The sequence below is a fragment of the Nonomuraea endophytica genome (assembly GCF_014203235.1).
Lineage (GTDB): Bacteria > Actinomycetota > Actinomycetes > Streptosporangiales > Streptosporangiaceae > Nonomuraea > Nonomuraea endophytica.
Genome location: NZ_JACHIN010000014.1, coordinates 225,658 through 241,141 on the forward strand (window position 1 = coordinate 225,658; position 15,484 = coordinate 241,141).

Genomic DNA, 15,484 nt, shown 5'->3' on the forward strand with positions numbered 1-15,484 from the left:
GTAACCTCGTAGAGGGTGTGGGCTGCGGAAGGAAGGACGACGCGGTGGGGCACGATGACCTGGACTCTCGGGTCCACGATCGTGTCGCGTTGGACGAGATTGCACTCTACGCCGAGGTGCTGACCGCCGTGGCAATCAGCGACCGGCGACTCACCTTGGCCGAGCTCGACGACGCGCTCGGATTGCGGACTTCAGCGAGTCACTGAAATGGGCCGATACAAAGACCTAGTCCCGGACTCCCCAGGGGTCCGGGACCGCAGTGACAGGACTAGTCACTTCGACTAGGAGCGAACCAGACGCGCGATGGCCGCGGACGCCTCCTTCACCTTCGCGTCCGCCTCAGGTCCCCCTGTGTTGATCGCGTCGGCCACGCAGTGCGAGATGTGCTCCTCCAGCAGCCCGAGAGCCACGGCCTGAAGCGCCCGCGTGGCGGCGGAGACCTGTGTGAGGATGTCGATGCAGTAGGCGTCGTCCTCCACCATGCGCTGGAGGCCCCTGATCTGGCCCTCGACCCGGCGCAGCCGCGTGAGGTAGGCCTGCTTGTCTCCGCTGTACCCATGCATGGTCCTACGGTACCCGTAAGCGGTATGACGGGCCGCGTTCAGCGAAGTTCGCTGATCAGCTTCTCCCACTGCTCGCCCACGCCGTCGGCGGAGTGGCGGGCGGTCGTCTCCAGCGCCCCGGCGGCCAGCGAACGGCGCCGCCGTTCGTCGTCGATGAGCGCCAGCAGGGCCGCGGCGAACATCTGCTCCTCGCCCTCGGGCACGAGCACCCCGTTGTAGCCGGTCGCCACGAACTCGCTCGGCCCTCTGGCCCCGTCGAAGGCCACCACGGGCACCCCGCAGCCCATCGCCTCCAGCACGGTCATCCCCAGGTCCTCGGTACGCGAGGTCGTGGCCACGATCGACGCCTTGGCGAACTCGCCGGCCAGATCGGGCGTCGTGCCCATGAAGTAGACGTGGTTGTGCAGATCCAGCTCGCGCACCAGCGCCCGCAGCCGCCGTTCTTCAGGCCCGCCACCGTAGAGCCGCAGCCGCCAGTCCGGACGCTTGTCGGCCACCATCGCGAACGCCCTGATCAACCGGTCGTACGCCTTGGCCGGCACCCACCGTCCACCCGCCGCCACGATCCGGTTGTCCATCCGCGAGCGCGGCCACGGCCCACGGGGCAGCGCGTCCGGTACGGCCAGCACCTTCGGCCCACCCTCGACCAGCCGCGTCCACTCCTCCCGCGCCGACTCGGTGGCCGTGACGACCGCGTCGAGCCGGGGGTAGAACTTGCGCACCGGGGCGGGCACCGACGGCCGGCCCCATTCGCGGGCGATGCGGAGGATCTCGCGCGGGCCGTACCTGGCGGCCTGGACAGACAATCCTGGCCGCGTCGTGATCAGAACATCACTCTTCAGTCCGCGCAACGTGCGCCACAGGGCCACCTCCGTGCGCATCTGCCCGCTGGGGAACAGATGCCTGACGCCCGGCCGGACGTCCACCACCGAGCGGAGCCTGACCTTGGAGCCGACCGGGAAGAAGGGCTTCTCCTTCTGCCGCCTGATGCTGATCACTTCGACCTCGTGCCGCTCGGCCAGGGCGCTGGCGAGGTTGAGCGTGGACCGGATGTCGCCGCGCATGCCGTACGCGGAGGGGAGCATCAGGCTGACCTTCACCCGCCCACCTCGATCCGCAGTTCGTCGTCCGCGGTGTAGCAGGGCCGGACGGGCACGCCGTCCACCTTGGTCGCGGGATAGTGCAGGCGGCGGCGTTTGCCGTCCACGTCGTCGAGCCGCGAGCCCAGCCGCAGCGGCTCCGGCAGCCCCTCGACCTCCAGGGACGGCTCCCAGGTGCCGGAGGCCTCCGGGTCGGCGGCGATGACGTCCACGAGGGAGATCGCGGCGTGGAAGCGCACGCCCTGGACGGTGGCCCGCGCGGACAGGTGCGCGGCCGACTGCCTGCGGCGCAGCGCGAGACTGGCCTCGTGGCGGGCGTCGTCGTCGTCCAGGCCGGTGTAGGCGAGCAGGCCCATCACCTCGAACCGGCCCTCCCTGAACCACACCGAGCGCACCTCGGCCACCGGCTCCGCCTCGTCGATCTTGAGCGCGAGGAAGCCGTTGCGCGTGCGGTAGGAGCGGTAGGCGAAGGTGCGTTTGCACAGCGCGTAGGTGTCGAGGTGGTCCAGCGAAAAGCCGGGATCCACGCTCCTGAGCCTGGTCCTGGCGCCGTCGTGGCGCAGGTAGGCGTCCCATCTGCCGGCGATGAGGCCCAGCGGCGCCAGCGACACCGCGAGCGTGGCCTCGCGCGACCTGCCTCCCGGCTTGCCGAGCACCACGTCGCGCTCGACGCCCGTTCCCCGATGGCGCAGCACCAGTTCGGTGCCTTCATCGAGCGGGTCGTCGATCGCGAGTCGCAGGGAGAGCACGTCAGCCAGAGTGACTTCCGCGTCTGTGACGACGACGCGCATCGCGAGCCCCCTCCCCGTCGAATGAAGCCATGCGACGTTGAGGTTACCGTGATTTTCCCGTTATGTGGATGGCGGATTTCCGGCGCTTGACCGGTCTGACGTGCGAAACTCCTCCACAAGGGCAGTGAAGGAGTCCGACTTTCCCGCGTCAGGACGTGCCCTTGACCGACTTGATCAAGAGCTGCGCCACGTCCACGACCTCCAGCGACTCCTTCGCCTCGCCGCTGTTCTTCTTCTCGTTGATGGCGTCGCCGAGCATCACCATGCAGAACGGGCAGGCGGTCGAGACCGTGTCCGGGTTGGTGGTCAGCGCCTCGTCCACGCGCTCGGTGTTGATGCGCTTGCCGATGCGCTCCTCCATCCACATGCGGGCGCCGCCGGCGCCGCAGCAGAAGCCCCGGTCCTTGTGCCGGTGCATCTCCTGGGTCTGCACGCCGGGCACCTTCGACATGATGTCGCGGGGCTGGGAGTAGACCTTGTTGTGGCGGCCGAGGAAGCACGGGTCGTGGTAGGTGATCTTCTCCTCGATCGGCGTGACCGGGGTGAGCTTGCCGGTGTCGACCAGGTGCGACAGCAGCTGGGTGTGGTGGACGACCTCGAAGGTGCCGCCGAGCTGCGGGTACTCGTTGGCCAGCGTGTTGAAGCAGTGGGGGCAGGTGGCCACGATCTTCTTGACCCCGGCCTCCTTCAGCGTCTCGATGTTCTGCTGGGCGAGCATGTTGAAGAGGTACTCCATGCCCAGGCGGCGGGCCGGGTCACCGGTGCAGGCCTCCATCGGGCCGAGCACGGCGAACTTCACGCCCGCGATGTGCAGGAGCTCGGCGACGGCCTTGGTGGTCTTCTTGGCCCGGTCCTCCAGCGCGCCGGCGCAGCCGACCCAGAAGAGGTACTCGGCGTCCTCGGGCATCTTGTCCTCGACCAGCTCGACCTCGAAGTCGAGCTCCTCGATCCAGTCGGCCCGCTTCATCTCGGACATGCCCCACGGGTTGCCCTTGTTCTCCAGGTTCTTCACCATCACCCCCGCCTCGGACGGGAACGACGACTCGACCATCACCTGGTAGCGGCGCATGTCGAGGATGTGGTCGATGTGCTCGATGTCCACCGGGCACTGCTCGACGCAGGCGCCGCAGTTGGTGCACGACCACAGCACGTCGGGGTGGATGATGCCTTCCTCGCCGACCAGCGGCTTCTCCAGCAGCGCGAGCACGTCAGTGTCGGCGTGGCTGGTGTCGGCGCCCTGCAGCAGATAGGGGGCGACCTTGAAGGCGTGGTCGCGCTGGTCGAGGATCAGCATCTTCGGCGACAGCGGCTTGTCGGTGTTCCACGCCGGGCACTGCGACTGGCAACGTCCGCACTCGGTGCAGGAGTAGAAGTCGAGGAAGCCCTTCCACGTCGTGTCGCCGATCTTGCCCCGGCCGAGCTTCTCCGGGTCCAGGTCCTCGTCTTCGAAGTCCACGAGCTTGCCGTCCACCCGCAGCTCGGAAGCGGCGCCCAGGCCGTCGGGGCGGCGCGAGAACAGCACGTTCAGCGGCGCGGTGAAGATGTGCAGGTGCTTGGAGTTCACCACGATGACCAGGAACACCAGCATGAAGCCGATGTGCAGGAGCAGCGCGATCTCCTCCAGCAGAGCGCTGGCGGGCAGGACCTTTCCGAGCGCGATCGAGACGAAAGCGCCGCCGGTGTACGGCAGGTTGCCGTTCGCCGAGGCGACACCACGCGCCAGGAACAACGTCCAGATGATGTTGAAGATCATGAACAGGACGAGCCAGGCGCCGCCCAGGTGCGAACCGGAGAAGCGGGACTTGCGGCCAAGCGTCTTCGGCGAGTTCTTGATCCGGATGACCGCGAACGCGATGAGCCCGAGCACACAGGCCACCGCGATGAAGTCCTGCAGGAAGCCGAGCGCCGACCACTGCCCGATCAGCGGGATGTGGAAGTTCGGCCGCCCGGTGATGGCGCCCTGGACGATCCCGCCGTACGCCTCGATGTAGACGGTCAGCAGGATGAAGAAGGCCCACATGACGAAGAAGTGCGCCACGCCGGACGGCGTCCACTTCAGCAGCTTCTTCTGCCCGAAGACCTCGACGATCTGGGCCTTGAGCTCATCGGGTACGTGAGTCCTGGCGTACTCGATGCGTTCGGGGGCCGGTGGTCCGACGGTCGCGAGCTTGAACAGGAACAGGGCCCTGCGGCCCGCGACGGCCACCGCCGCCACGGTCATGACGAGCGCGAGCACGGCTACCCAGAGCACAGGTCCTCCCACAGACGGCGTTGGCTGCCAGCGTACGGTTGCCGGTCATCCACGCAATGACCAGGTCTCCCCAGAATCCTACCCACGAGTAACATTCCGGGCCCAACGCGACCCACCCTAAGGTCAACCCGCCTTCTAGAACAATGCTCTAGCCTGTGAGATAGCGCTGAATCGTCGGCGCCACCAGCTCCACCAGCTCCTCGTCGTCAGCGGACGCCAGGGGCTCCAGCTGCAGCACGTAGCGCGCCATCACCAGCCCGAACATCTGGGCGAAGGCCGCCTCGATCCGCAGGTGCGGCACGCCCAGCCCGTCGGCCACCCGGAAGAGCACCGCGTTGGTCATGAACTCCCGCAGCATCACCAGCGCCGCCTCGTTGGTCATCGCCGAACGCAGCAGCGCGATCACCGGCTGGCGGGCCGAGTCCTCGGAGGTCAGCTTGAGCAACAGGCGGACCATCCGCTCGCCCACCTCTTCACGCGGGCCCTCCAGGATCGCCGGAACCACCTCCTCCGGGTTGATCGGAAGGTGCATGGCCTGGGCGAACATGCCCTCCTTGGTGTCGAAGTAGTGGTGCACCAGCGCCGGATCGACCTGCGCCTGCCTGGCGATGCCGCGTACCGTCGCCTTGTCGAAGCCCTTCTCGGCGAAGACCGTCCTGGCCGCGGCGAGGATCTCGCCCCGCGTGTCCACGGAGCCCGGCCGGCGGCCGGGACGCCGTTTGACGGTCATCTCCCCACCGCCAGGTAGACGCGCATCGGCACGCTCAGCATGCCGTTGGGGAAGGCCCGCCTGAGCTCGCCGCGGCGGCGCTCCACCAGCTCGTCGGCCAGCTCGGCCGACAGCGCCGCCATGTAGGAGTGCGAGCGCAGGTCGAGCAGGAACTCCTCGATGCCGACCAGCCGGTTCCACGGGATCCAGCGCTCCTCGACCACCTCGAAGGCAGCCGCGATCGGCGGCACCGTCCACTTCTCGTGCGCCGGGCCCCAGTAGCGCGGCGCCTCGGCCGACAGCCGCGCCTCGTGGTCGGCCAGCCACTCGGCCTGGCGGGCGTCGGCGAGGTTCCAGCAGGCCGCGATCGCGCCGCCGGGGCGCAGCGCCCGCCGGGCCTCGGCGATCGAGACCGCCGGGTCCAGCCAGTGCCACGACTGGGCATAGGTGACCAGGTCGGCGCTGGCGTCGCCCACGGGCAACGCGTTGCCGTCCGCGACCACGGCGGCCACGCCGGCCGTACCGGAGAGGCGGGAGACGAGGTAGGAGAGCATTTCCGCGCCCGGATCCACGGCCAGCACCCGCGCGCCGCGGGCCCGCAGGGCACGCGTCAGGATGCCGGTGCCCGCGCCGACGTCCACGACCGTCGCGCCCGCGAGCTCGATCCCGGTGATCTCGGAAACCGCCCCGTAGACCTCGTCGGGGTAGTGCGGGCGGGCCGCGTCGTAGGCCTCGGCGACCCGGTCGAACATGCTGCCGAGCTCACGTTCGATCATGTGCGCGCCGCCAGGAACAGCCGGGCGAAGGCGAGCGCCTCGGCGAGGTCGTCGATCCGCTCGGTCCGCGAGGCCGCCTTGCGGGTGTTGATCTCCAGCACGACCAGGCCGTCGTAGCCGTTCCTGGCCAGGCGCTCCAGCATCGGCGCGCACGGCTGGTTGCCGCGACCCGGCACCAGGTGCTCGTCCTTGTTGGTCGTGCCGAGGCCGTCGGCCAGGTGCAGGTGGGCGAGCCGGTCGCCCAGCTTGGTCGCCATCTCCATCGCGTCGGAGCCGGAGACCGCGGTGTGCGACAGGTCGAGCGTGACATGCGGGAAGTCGTAGTCGACCGGGTTCCAGTCGGGCGAGTACGGCACCACGTCGTTGCCACGGGCGCGCAGCGGGAACATGTTCTCCACGGCGAAGATGATGTCGGTCTCCTCGCGCATGCGCGCCAGACCCGTCTCGAAGTCGCGAGCGTAGTCGCGCTGCCAGCGGAACGGCGGATGCACCACGACGGTCTGCGCGCCCAGCCGCTCGGCGGCCTTCTGCGCCCTGACCAGCTTGGCCCACGGATCGCGCCCCCAGACACGCTGGGTGACCAGCAGGCAGGGCGCGTGGATGGCCAGCACGGGCACCTCGTAGTGCTGCGAAAGCCGCTCGATCACGTCGATGTCCTGGCTCACCGGGTCGGCGCCGACCATGATCTCGACGCCGTCGTAGCCCAGGCGCGCGGCCAGTTCGAACGCATCGGGTGTGCGTTCCGGATATACCGAAGCAGTGGACAATGCGATCTTCGCATTGGGCACGCGGATGACGTCAGCCACGTTGCCAGCCTAAGCGGGGTGAGGCTGCGGCGTGGCGCATGCGCCTACGGTTGACGCATGTCACGCATTGCCCACGGTGCCATCCCGAGCCCCAACATCTGGCACACGCCGCAGGTCTACGAGCTGGAGAACCGCGCCGTCGACCCCGATGGCGCGGCGGACGCGGCGATGCGGGAGATCCGTCCGCGGGACGGCGCGGTCGTGCTCGACATCGGCTGCGGCACCGGCTACCACCTGCCCGCGCTCGCCGCGGAGTCCGCCCGGGTGATCGGCGTGGAGCCGCACGGCGACCTGGTCAAGCTGGCCCTGCGGCGCTGCGCGGGCCTGGCCGGCGTCGAGGTGCACCGCGCCACAGCCCAGAGCCTGCCGGTGCCCGACGCGAGCGTGGACGTCGTGATCGCGCGCTGGGCGTACTTCTTCGGTCCCGGCTGCGAGCCGGGCCTGCGCGAACTCGACCGCGTGGTACGGCGGGGCGGCGCCGCCTTCGTCGTCGACCTGGACGCCACCAGGGGCGACTTCGGCCGCTGGTTCCAGCGAACCGTGCCCGGCTACAACCCCACGGCCGTCGAGACCTTCTGGACCCGGCAGGGCTGGCTGCGCCGTCCCCTCGACCTGCGCATGTCCTTCGAGCGCCGGGCCGACCTGGAGGCGGTGCTGCGCATCGAGTTCACGCCGGAGGTGGCCGCCGAGGCGATCAAAGAGACTCCTGGGCTGGAAGTGGCGTATCCGAACGTGCTGCGGTGGCGTACCTATTGACATTGACGTTGGTGTCAACGTTTAGCGTGGACACATGCGGATCGGTGAACTGGCCAGACGGGCGGGCGTGAGCACCAGGTCACTGCGCTATTACGAGCAGCACGGCCTGATCAGCGCCCGGCGCGCCGCCAACGGCTATCGCGAGTACCAGGAGGACGACGTCCGGCTGGTCAGCGAGATCCGCACGCTGCTCACCAACGGTTTCACGCTGGACGACGCCCGTCCGTTCGTCGAGTGCCTGCGCTCCGGCCACTCCTCCGGCGGCGAGTGCGCCGGATCGGTCGAGGTCTACCGCCGCAAGCTGGAGGAGATCGACTCCGAGATCCGCACACTGCTCGCCCGCCGCGCCGAGGTGGCCGCGCAACTGTGTTCCGGATGTGTCTTCAAGGGAGAGAAATGATCACGCTCACCACCGACAACTTCGACGAGCAGGTACTGAAGAGCGACAAGCCGGTGCTCGTGGACTTCTGGGCCGAATGGTGCGGCCCCTGCCGTATGGTCGCGCCCGTGCTGGAGGAGATCGAGGCCACGCACGGTCTGGCGATCGGCAAGCTCAACACCGACGAGCACCCGCAGATCATGGCGCGCTTCGGGGTGATGAGCATTCCGACCATGATCCTTTTTGAGAACGGGGAGCCGGTCAAGCAGGTCATCGGCGCCAAGCCCAAGCGGCTGCTTGAGCGCGAACTGGGCCTCGCGTAGTCCCTTTTGTGTAGTTCGGATCGTCATCGCGAGCGATCCGCTCCGCTGAGTGACGGCCCTAACGTGGCCGGTCATGAGCCGAGTTCTCAGCCTTCTCGCGCTGGCCGTGCTGGTGGCGGTCACGATGTTCGACCTGGCGCCGCCCGGGAGCGGTGCCACGGACTTCAGCGCCGCACGCGCCTTCGAGGACGTGCGGGCGGTCGCCAGGGAACCGCACCCCACGGGCTCGCCCGCGAACGACCGCGTCCGCGAGCACCTCGTCGCCCGGCTGAAGTCGCTCGGCTTCGACACCCGCGTCCAGGAGGGCGTCGGCGTGCTGCCCCTGCCCTACGCGGGCACGACGGCCGTGGGCCGGGTGCGCAACGTCGTCGCCACCCGCCCCGGCACCGCCTCCACCGGCCGGATCATCCTGGCCGCCCACTACGACTCCGTACCCGGCGCTCCCGGCGCAGCCGACGACGGCGCCGGGATCGCCGCCGTCCTCGAGGTCGCCCGCACCCTGCCGCCGAAGCTCCGCAACGACGTCGTCGTCCTGCTCACCGACGGCGAAGAGGCCGGACTGCTCGGCGCCGAGTCCTTCGCGCGGCAGAACCGCTTCGACGGCCCCGTCGTCGTCCTCAACCACGAGGCCCGCGGTGTGCGCGGCACCGTGCAGATGTTCCGCTCCTCCGGTGGCCTCATCGACGTGTACGGCACCGCCGCCCCGCACCCCGCGGCGGACTCCGCCTTCGCCTCCCTGATGGGCCTGCTGCCCAACAACACCGACTTCCACGTCTTCGACCAGGCCCGGTGGATGGGGCTGGACTCGGCGTTCGTCGGCGGCGGCGCTTACTACCACACCCCGCTCGACGACCCCGCCCACCTGGACCGGGGCAGCCTGCAGCAGATGGGCGACAACACGCTGGCCGTGGCTTCGGCGCTGGGGTCCCGGGACCTGGGCGGGCTGGCGTCCGCCGGCGAGTCGGTGTTCTTCACCGTGCCCGGGATGCTGGTCAGGTATCCGGGGTGGCTGGAGCTCCCGGTTGCCGGGCTTTCCTTCGTGGTGGCTCTGGCCGTGGTGTTCGTGGTGCGGCGGCGGGGGCTGGTGAGCTGGCCCCGGGCTCTTGCCGGGCTGGGGGTGTCCCTGGTGACCGTGGTGCTGGCCGGGGCCTGGGGATACGCGCTGTGGCCGCTGCTGGGGCTACTGCGGCCTGACTACACGATGATGTTCACCGGGGATCCTTACCGGCCCTGGTTGTACTGGGCGGCGTTGCTGGTGTTCACGGCGGCGATCGTGCTGGCGTGCGCATCGCTGTCGCGCCGCCGGTCGATGAAGGCGCGTGGGCGGGACGGGCGGGCGCTTGACGGGCGGGCGCTTGACGGGCAGGTGCTTGACGGGCAGGTACTGGACGGGCGTGGGTTTGACGGGCGGGTGCTTGGTGGGCTTGCCGCCGGCGGACTGCTGCTGGTCGCCTTGCTCGGGCTGGTGTCGGCCCTGTTGCTGCCCGGCGGGTCGCACGTGTTCGCCTGGCCGGCGTTGTTCGCGGCGCTCGGGTGGCTGGTTTCCCTGATGGTGCCGCGGGGCGGGGTCGTGGCGTTGACCATCGGGCTGGCGCCGGCGGCGGTCATGCTCGGCGGCACCGCGCTGACCTCGCTGGACATCGGGCTGGGCATCGGCGGCATGCTGTCGGCTCCGCACTTCGCGCTCCTGCTGCTGCTGGCGCTGCCCGTGGTGGCGCGGCCGCCGGGCCGTACCGTATTGCCGGGGTTGGCCGTGGCGGCGGTGGCGCTGATCGCGGCGGGACTGTTCGCGGACCGCTTCGACCCCGCCCACCCGCGCCAGGAACGCGTCGCCTACGCGATCGACACCGGCACCGGCGAGGCGCGCTGGGGACGACCGGGCGGCGACAGCGCCGACAGCGTCCGGTTCTTCGGCGGGCCGGGCATGGCCACGAGCCGGGCGCCCGTCGCCCCCTTGCGCGCGCCCGAACTGGCCGTGCTCAAGGACACGACCTCCGGCGGCGTCAGGACCATGACGCTCCGCCTCACCCCGTCCGGGGCGGCGCCGATGGTGGGGCTGGAGGTCGAGGGACAGCGGCCGAAGATGACCGTGGCGGGGCGCGAGCTGGGCGAGCGCGTCGGGTTCGCCTTCCACGCGCCGCCCGCCGGCGGGGTGGAGGTCACGCTGACGCTCCGCGCGGGCGAGGCCAAGATACGCGTCTACCAGCAGGAGTACGACATGTCGGTGATCCCCGGATACCGGGTTCCGGAAGGCAGTGTGCAGGTCCGGCCGCGCACGACCGCCTTCCTCACAAAGATTGTCGCCCCCGCCCGCTAGCCTGCTCCGCATGGCCAAGACTGCGACGGGTTATCGCTGCACCGAGTGCGGCTGGCGCACGCTCAAGTGGGTCGGCCGCTGCGGCGAGTGCCAGGCGTGGGGCACGGTCGACGAGGAGGGCGCCAAGGGCGTCCACGTGGTGCGGGCCGGGGCCACCACGGGGCCGGCCGTACCGATCGGCGAGGTCAAGGCCGAGCTCGCGACCGCGCGCACCACCGGCGTGGGCGAGCTCGACCGGGTCCTCGGCGGCGGCGTCGTGCCCGGCGCCGTCATCCTGCTGGCCGGCGAGCCCGGCATCGGCAAGTCCACACTGCTGCTGGAGGCCGCCGCGTCCATCGCCCAGCGCGCCACCGTCCTCTATGTCACGGGCGAGGAGTCGGCTGCGCAGGTCAGGATGCGCGCCGACCGCATCGGGGCGCTGCGCGACAACCTCTACCTCGCCGCGGAGACCGAGCTGTCCGCGCTGGTCACCCACGTGGAGAAGGTCCAGCCGCGCTTCCTCGTGGTCGACTCGGTGCAGACGATCGGCTCGGCGCAGGCCACCGGCGTGCCCGGCGGCGTCACCCAGGTGCGCGAGGTCGCGGCAAACCTGGTCCGGCTGGCCAAGGAACGCAACATGGCGACCGTGCTGGTCGGCCACGTCACCAAGGACGGCTCGATCGCCGGGCCCCGCACGCTGGAGCACCTCGTCGACGTGGTGCTCAACTTCGAGGGCGACCGCCACTCGCGGCTGCGCCTGGTGCGCGCGGTGAAAAACCGCTTCGGCCCGACCGACGAGGTGGGCTGCTTCGACCTGCACGAGCGTGGCATCGAGGGCATCACCGACCCCACCGGGCTGTTCGTCTCCCAGCGCAGCAAGCCCGTCCCCGGCACCTGCGTGACCGTGACCGTCGAGGGCACCCGGCCGCTGCCCGCCGAGGTCCAGGCGCTGGTCGCGCGCACCGAGGCGCAGCAGCCCCGGCGCACCACCTCGGGGCTCGACTCCTACCGGGTGCAGTTGGTGCTGGCCGTACTCGAACGCAGGCTCAACGCCAAGCTGGGCGGGTGCGACGTCTTCACCGCCACGGTCGGCGGGCTGAAAATCGCTGACCCTGCGGTGGATTTGTCCGTTATGCTCGCCGTGGCCAGTGCAGCGGGTGACAAGCCGCTGCCGTCCGGTCTGGTCGCTCTCGGCGAGGTCGGGCTGGCCGGGGAGCTGCGGCCGGTCAAGGACGTCCGGAGGCGGCTCACCGAAGCCGCGCGGCTCGGCTTCACCCGCGCGCTCGTGCCCGCCGGATCGCTCGAAGAATCCGGCAACAAGCGCGCCGGCCAGCGCTCGCTGGTGCCGGTCGGGCCGGTGTCGTTCGCGCCCGGGTTCGAAGTCGTCCAGGCTGAGAACGTGTGGGACGCACTCACACACGTCACATAGCCCCGCTAAGCTGAAGTTGACGTATCTACACGGGGGTCAGGTGCCAAACGACAGGAGTCTTGACGACCGCCGTCGCGAAGCCCTGGCCGCAGTGGCGCCGGGCACACAGCTGCGCGACGGCCTGGAGCGGATCCTGCGCGGGCAGACCGGCGGCCTGATCGTGCTGGGCTACAACGATTCGGTCGAAGACCTGTGCAGCGGCGGGTTCCTGCTCGACGTCGAGTTCTCCCCGACCCGCCTGCGCGAACTGGCCAAGATGGACGGCGCGATCGTCGTCCACCACGACGAAGACAAGATCGTCCGCGCCGCCGTCCACCTCGTGCCCGACCCCTCCATCCCCACCGACGAGTCCGGCACCCGCCACCGCACCGCCCAGCGCGTGGCCCGCCAGACCGGCCTGCCGATCATCGCGATCAGCAAGTCCATGCGCATCATCGCCCTCTACCTCGACGGCATCCGCTACGTCCTGGAGGAGTCGGCCGCCATCCTGTCCCGCGCCAACCAGGCGCTGGCCACGCTCGAACGCTACAAACACCGCCTCGACGAGGTCTCCGGCACCCTGTCGGCCCTGGAGATCGAAGACCTGGTGACCGTACGCGACGTGGCAGCGGTGGCGCAGCGACTGGAGATGGTCCGCCGCATCAGCGACGAGATCAAGGGCTACGTCGTCGAACTCGGCACCGACGGCCGCCTGCTCTCCCTGCAACTGGACGAACTGGTGGCCGGAGTCGACTCAGAACGCGAGCTCGTCGTCCGCGACTACCTCCCAGCTCCCGCCGGCCGCCGCCACCGCAACTTCGCCGAATCGCTCCACTCCCTCGACAACCTCACCGGCAGCGAACTCCTCGACCTGTCCGCCGTCGCCCACGTCCTGGGCCACAGCGGCAACGAAACCCTCGACAGCCCGGTCAGCCCGCGCGGCTTCCGCCTGCTGGCCAAGGTCCCCCGCCTGCCCGCCACGGTCGTCGACCGCCTGGTGGACCACTTCGGCGGCCTCCAGAAGCTGCTGGCGGCCAGCATCGACGACCTTCAGGCGGTGGGCGGCGTCGGCGAGTCCCGCGCCCGCAGCGTCCGCGAGGGCCTCTCCCGCCTCGCCGAGTCCAGCATCCTAGAGCGCTATGTGTGACTGATCCTTCTTCTGTCGTTTCCGTCCCGCGCGGCAGCTCTCTCGGCGCCGCTTTTGCGCCGCGCGTTCTCTGACGGCTTGTGTCTGTTCGGCTTGTGTCTGTTCGGCTTGTGTCTGTTCGGCTTGTGTCTGTTACGGCAAGCCCACTAACCCGTCCCGCCGTCCCCCTGGGCGCCCGTCGAGCGATGGTCGTGAGGGCTCACGGGGTGCTCGCCGCTACAACTCCGCCCTTGGCCCGCGGCGTGGCCCACCCGGCCGCCGTCCAAGGCGCCGGATCACCACCGACCCCCACCCCACCGCCCCGGCGCCTCCCGGGTTCTCCGGACAACCTGGGGCCTTCCCGGGTTTCCCCTGAGGACCCTTGCTTCCCGGGTTCCCGGCAACCCAGCGATCCCCACCGGCCACAGGCCGACTCTCTGTAACCGCCGCTGCCTCGGGCGCACGACTCGGGCCGAACCGCGTCTTACCGCTGCCCCGCGCCTTGCTTGCCCGGGTGTGTTGTGTCGTGGGTTCCGAGGGTTGTCGGGGTTAGCGGAGGTGGAAGACGACTAGGGGGCTTTTTAGTTTGCCCAGGCGGGCGACGGCCACGTAGGTGCCGGGGAGGGCGGTGGGGCCCTTGGCGGTGCATTCGGTACGGGAGCGTTTGCGGTCCCAGTCCACCGTGCGCACGAACGGGATCCCCCGCTCCAACTCCTGCGCCGTGCCCGTCTCCCCGCTCACGCAGTCGGCCGTGGACCAGATGCGGTCCTCGCCGGACGTGATGCGGATCTCCATGGCCCGCGGCCCCACGTCGGTCGTGCACATGACCTGGCCGGTGTTGACGAGGGTGGCCATCAGGTTGGGCATGGCGCCGGAGGCGTACACGTCCTGCCTGCCCTGCAGGTTGAGGACCAGGTCGGTCTCCTCGCACGGCGCACCGGGGCGTTTCACCTTGGCCGGGGCCGTGGTGGCGGGGTTCTTGGTGGGGGACGGGGTGGGGCTTGGGCTGGCCGTACCGAGAGCGAGGGTACGCAAGCCGGCCAGAAGCGGATCGGCCGCGGGCGGACCGCTGCTCGTCGCGGTCTGCGCGCTGGAGGTCCGCTGCGGACCGCTGGCGCCGCTGGAGCACGCCCACGCCACGACGGCGACCACCACCAGCACGCCGACCAGCACGCTCATGCGCCGACGCCAGTAGACGTCGCCGCCATCGCCACGCATCGCATCCGAATCCATACGCACAGCATGGTAATTCTGTGGCCACCGAGGGTGACGACACGCCGTCAACGGCCCTTTCCGCGTACGCTAAGGCGGGTGATCGAGCCGATCCTCCTCCACACCCCCGTTCTGGAGTGGTATTCCGAGAACGCCCGAGACCTCCCCTGGCGCGCCGATGACGCGACGCCGTGGGGTGTGCTGGTGAGCGAGATCATGCTGCAGCAGACGCCGGTCGTCCGGGTGCTCCCGATCTGGCACGAGTGGATGCAACGCTGGCCCACCCCCAAGGCCCTGGCCGTCGAACCGCCCGGCGAGGCCGTGCGCCACTGGGGCCGCCTCGGCTATCCGCGCCGCGCGCTGCGCCTGCACGCGTGCGCCAAGGCCATCGCGGACGAGCACGGCGGCGAGGTCCCCTCCGACCACGCGACGCTGCTGGCCCTCCCCGGCATTGGCGAATACACAGCCGCAGCCGTGGCCAGCTTCGCCTTCGGGGGCCGCCACGCCGTCCTGGACACCAACGTCCGCCGCGTGTTCGCGCGGGCCGTGCGCGGCGATGAATACCCGCCGACCGCCACCTCCGCCGCCGAGCGCCGCCTCGCCGAAGCCCTCCTGCCCGCCCTGGGCGCGCCCCGCTGGGGCGTGGCCGTCATGGAGTTGGGCGCCTTGGTCTGTACGGCCCGCAGCCCCAAATGCGCCGACTGCCCGATCTCCAACCTGTGCACATGGCGCCTCACCGGCAAACCAGCCCACGACGGCCCAGCCCGCAAAGGCCAGACGTACGCCGGAACCGACCGCCAATGCCGCGGCCGCCTCCTGGCCGTCCTCCGCGCCGCCCACGGCCCCGTCCCGAAGGTGGCCCTGGACGCGGTCTGGGACGACCACGTCCAACGCGAACGCGCCCTGGACGGCCTCATCACCGACGGCCTAGCCGAACACCTACCCGACGGCACCTACCAACTCCCCACCTAACCCCCGCCCCGGACAC

15 protein-coding genes are annotated in these 15,484 nt (G+C 70.1%); 7 read left to right on the top strand and 8 right to left on the bottom strand.

The features are described 5' to 3' along the window. Positions 1 to 281: 281 nt before the first annotated feature. The 7 genes from HNR40_RS40945 to HNR40_RS40975 form a co-directional block, all read right to left on the bottom strand. Positions 282 to 563: a metal-sensitive transcriptional regulator gene (locus HNR40_RS40945; RefSeq protein ID WP_184971324.1), complete on the bottom strand. Its 282-nt coding sequence runs from the start codon at positions 561 to 563 to the stop codon at positions 282 to 284. A gap of 38 nt (positions 564 to 601) precedes the next feature. Continuing rightward, positions 602 to 1,663, bottom strand: a complete 1,062-nt coding sequence (locus HNR40_RS40950; protein WP_312896699.1) for a glycosyltransferase — start codon at positions 1,661 to 1,663, stop codon at positions 602 to 604. Next, on the bottom strand, positions 1,660 to 2,412 hold the full coding sequence (locus HNR40_RS40955) for a hypothetical protein (RefSeq protein WP_312896700.1): 753 nt from the start codon (positions 2,410 to 2,412) through the stop codon (positions 1,660 to 1,662). The genes HNR40_RS40950 and HNR40_RS40955 overlap by 4 nt, the downstream gene beginning before the upstream one ends. A 190-nt stretch (positions 2,413 to 2,602) precedes the next feature. Then, on the bottom strand, positions 2,603 to 4,705 hold the full coding sequence (locus tag HNR40_RS40960; protein ID WP_184971328.1) for a (Fe-S)-binding protein: 2,103 nt from the start codon (positions 4,703 to 4,705) through the stop codon (positions 2,603 to 2,605). A 148-nt stretch (positions 4,706 to 4,853) separates the two neighbouring features. Continuing rightward, on the bottom strand, positions 4,854 to 5,435 hold the full coding sequence (locus tag HNR40_RS40965) for a TetR/AcrR family transcriptional regulator (protein WP_184971331.1): 582 nt from the start codon (positions 5,433 to 5,435) through the stop codon (positions 4,854 to 4,856). Further along, positions 5,432 to 6,190, bottom strand: a complete 759-nt coding sequence (locus HNR40_RS40970; RefSeq protein ID WP_184971333.1) for a class I SAM-dependent methyltransferase — start codon at positions 6,188 to 6,190, stop codon at positions 5,432 to 5,434. Before HNR40_RS40970 ends, HNR40_RS40965 begins: the two co-directional genes overlap by 4 nt. Next, complete coding sequence (locus HNR40_RS40975; protein WP_184971335.1) at positions 6,187 to 6,996, bottom strand: sugar phosphate isomerase/epimerase family protein; 810 nt, start codon at positions 6,994 to 6,996, stop codon at positions 6,187 to 6,189. Before HNR40_RS40975 ends, HNR40_RS40970 begins: the two co-directional genes overlap by 4 nt. 57 nt (positions 6,997 to 7,053) lie before the next feature. On the opposite strand from HNR40_RS40975, the gene HNR40_RS40980 reads away from it, so the two are divergent. The 6 genes from HNR40_RS40980 (at position 7,054) to disA (ending at position 13,305) form a co-directional block, all read left to right on the top strand. Further along, entirely contained in the window at positions 7,054 to 7,752 is a 699-nt protein-coding gene (locus HNR40_RS40980; RefSeq protein ID WP_184971337.1) for a class I SAM-dependent methyltransferase, read from the top strand. Between the two features lie 34 nt (positions 7,753 to 7,786). Further along, positions 7,787 to 8,152, top strand: coding sequence for a MerR family transcriptional regulator (locus HNR40_RS40985; protein WP_184971339.1), 366 nt, complete (start codon positions 7,787 to 7,789; stop codon positions 8,150 to 8,152). Continuing rightward, positions 8,149 to 8,454, top strand: coding sequence for a thioredoxin (trxA, locus tag HNR40_RS40990; RefSeq protein ID WP_184971340.1), 306 nt, complete (start codon positions 8,149 to 8,151; stop codon positions 8,452 to 8,454). The genes HNR40_RS40985 and trxA overlap by 4 nt, the downstream gene beginning before the upstream one ends. A 73-nt stretch (positions 8,455 to 8,527) precedes the next feature. Then, the gene (locus HNR40_RS40995; RefSeq protein ID WP_184971342.1) at positions 8,528 to 10,771 is read left to right on the top strand and encodes a M20/M25/M40 family metallo-hydrolase; all 2,244 of its coding nucleotides are present in this window, start codon (positions 8,528 to 8,530) and stop codon (positions 10,769 to 10,771) included. Positions 10,772 to 10,781: 10 nt separating this feature from the next. Beyond that, positions 10,782 to 12,179 (top strand): DNA repair protein RadA, encoded by a 1,398-nt coding sequence (radA, locus tag HNR40_RS41000; RefSeq protein WP_184971344.1) that lies wholly within the window; start codon positions 10,782 to 10,784, stop codon positions 12,177 to 12,179. 40 nt (positions 12,180 to 12,219) lie between these two features. Continuing rightward, positions 12,220 to 13,305, top strand: a complete 1,086-nt coding sequence (disA, locus tag HNR40_RS41005; RefSeq protein ID WP_184971346.1) for a DNA integrity scanning diadenylate cyclase DisA — start codon at positions 12,220 to 12,222, stop codon at positions 13,303 to 13,305. Positions 13,306 to 13,833: 528 nt separating this feature from the next. Here the strand turns inward: disA and HNR40_RS41010 are convergent. Continuing rightward, positions 13,834 to 14,517: a hypothetical protein gene (locus tag HNR40_RS41010; RefSeq protein ID WP_184971350.1), complete on the bottom strand. Its 684-nt coding sequence runs from the start codon at positions 14,515 to 14,517 to the stop codon at positions 13,834 to 13,836. A gap of 195 nt (positions 14,518 to 14,712) precedes the next feature. On the opposite strand from HNR40_RS41010, the gene HNR40_RS41015 reads away from it, so the two are divergent. After that, positions 14,713 to 15,468, top strand: coding sequence for an iron-sulfur binding domain-containing protein (locus HNR40_RS41015; protein WP_246510173.1), 756 nt, complete (start codon positions 14,713 to 14,715; stop codon positions 15,466 to 15,468). The last annotated feature ends 16 nt before the right edge of the window (positions 15,469 to 15,484 follow it).

What these genes read in the sequence shown, in the direction of transcription:
- HNR40_RS41010 (WP_184971350.1), bottom strand. Translation starts at nt 14,517, where the DNA reads ATGGATTCGGATGCGATGCGTGGCGATGGCGGCGACGTCTACTGGCGT.
- HNR40_RS40995 (WP_184971342.1), top strand. Translation starts at nt 8,528, where the DNA reads ATGAGCCGAGTTCTCAGCCTTCTCGCGCTGGCCGTGCTGGTGGCGGTC.
- trxA (WP_184971340.1), top strand. Translation starts at nt 8,149, where the DNA reads ATGATCACGCTCACCACCGACAACTTCGACGAGCAGGTACTGAAGAGC.
- HNR40_RS40965 (WP_184971331.1), bottom strand. Translation starts at nt 5,435, where the DNA reads ATGACCGTCAAACGGCGTCCCGGCCGCCGGCCGGGCTCCGTGGACACG.
- HNR40_RS40970 (WP_184971333.1), bottom strand. Translation starts at nt 6,190, where the DNA reads ATGATCGAACGTGAGCTCGGCAGCATGTTCGACCGGGTCGCCGAGGCC.
- HNR40_RS40945 (WP_184971324.1), bottom strand. Translation starts at nt 563, where the DNA reads ATGCATGGGTACAGCGGAGACAAGCAGGCCTACCTCACGCGGCTGCGC.
- HNR40_RS40985 (WP_184971339.1), top strand. Translation starts at nt 7,787, where the DNA reads ATGCGGATCGGTGAACTGGCCAGACGGGCGGGCGTGAGCACCAGGTCA.
- HNR40_RS41015 (WP_246510173.1), top strand. Translation starts at nt 14,713, where the DNA reads ATGCTGCAGCAGACGCCGGTCGTCCGGGTGCTCCCGATCTGGCACGAG.
- radA (WP_184971344.1), top strand. Translation starts at nt 10,782, where the DNA reads ATGGCCAAGACTGCGACGGGTTATCGCTGCACCGAGTGCGGCTGGCGC.
- HNR40_RS40980 (WP_184971337.1), top strand. Translation starts at nt 7,054, where the DNA reads ATGTCACGCATTGCCCACGGTGCCATCCCGAGCCCCAACATCTGGCAC.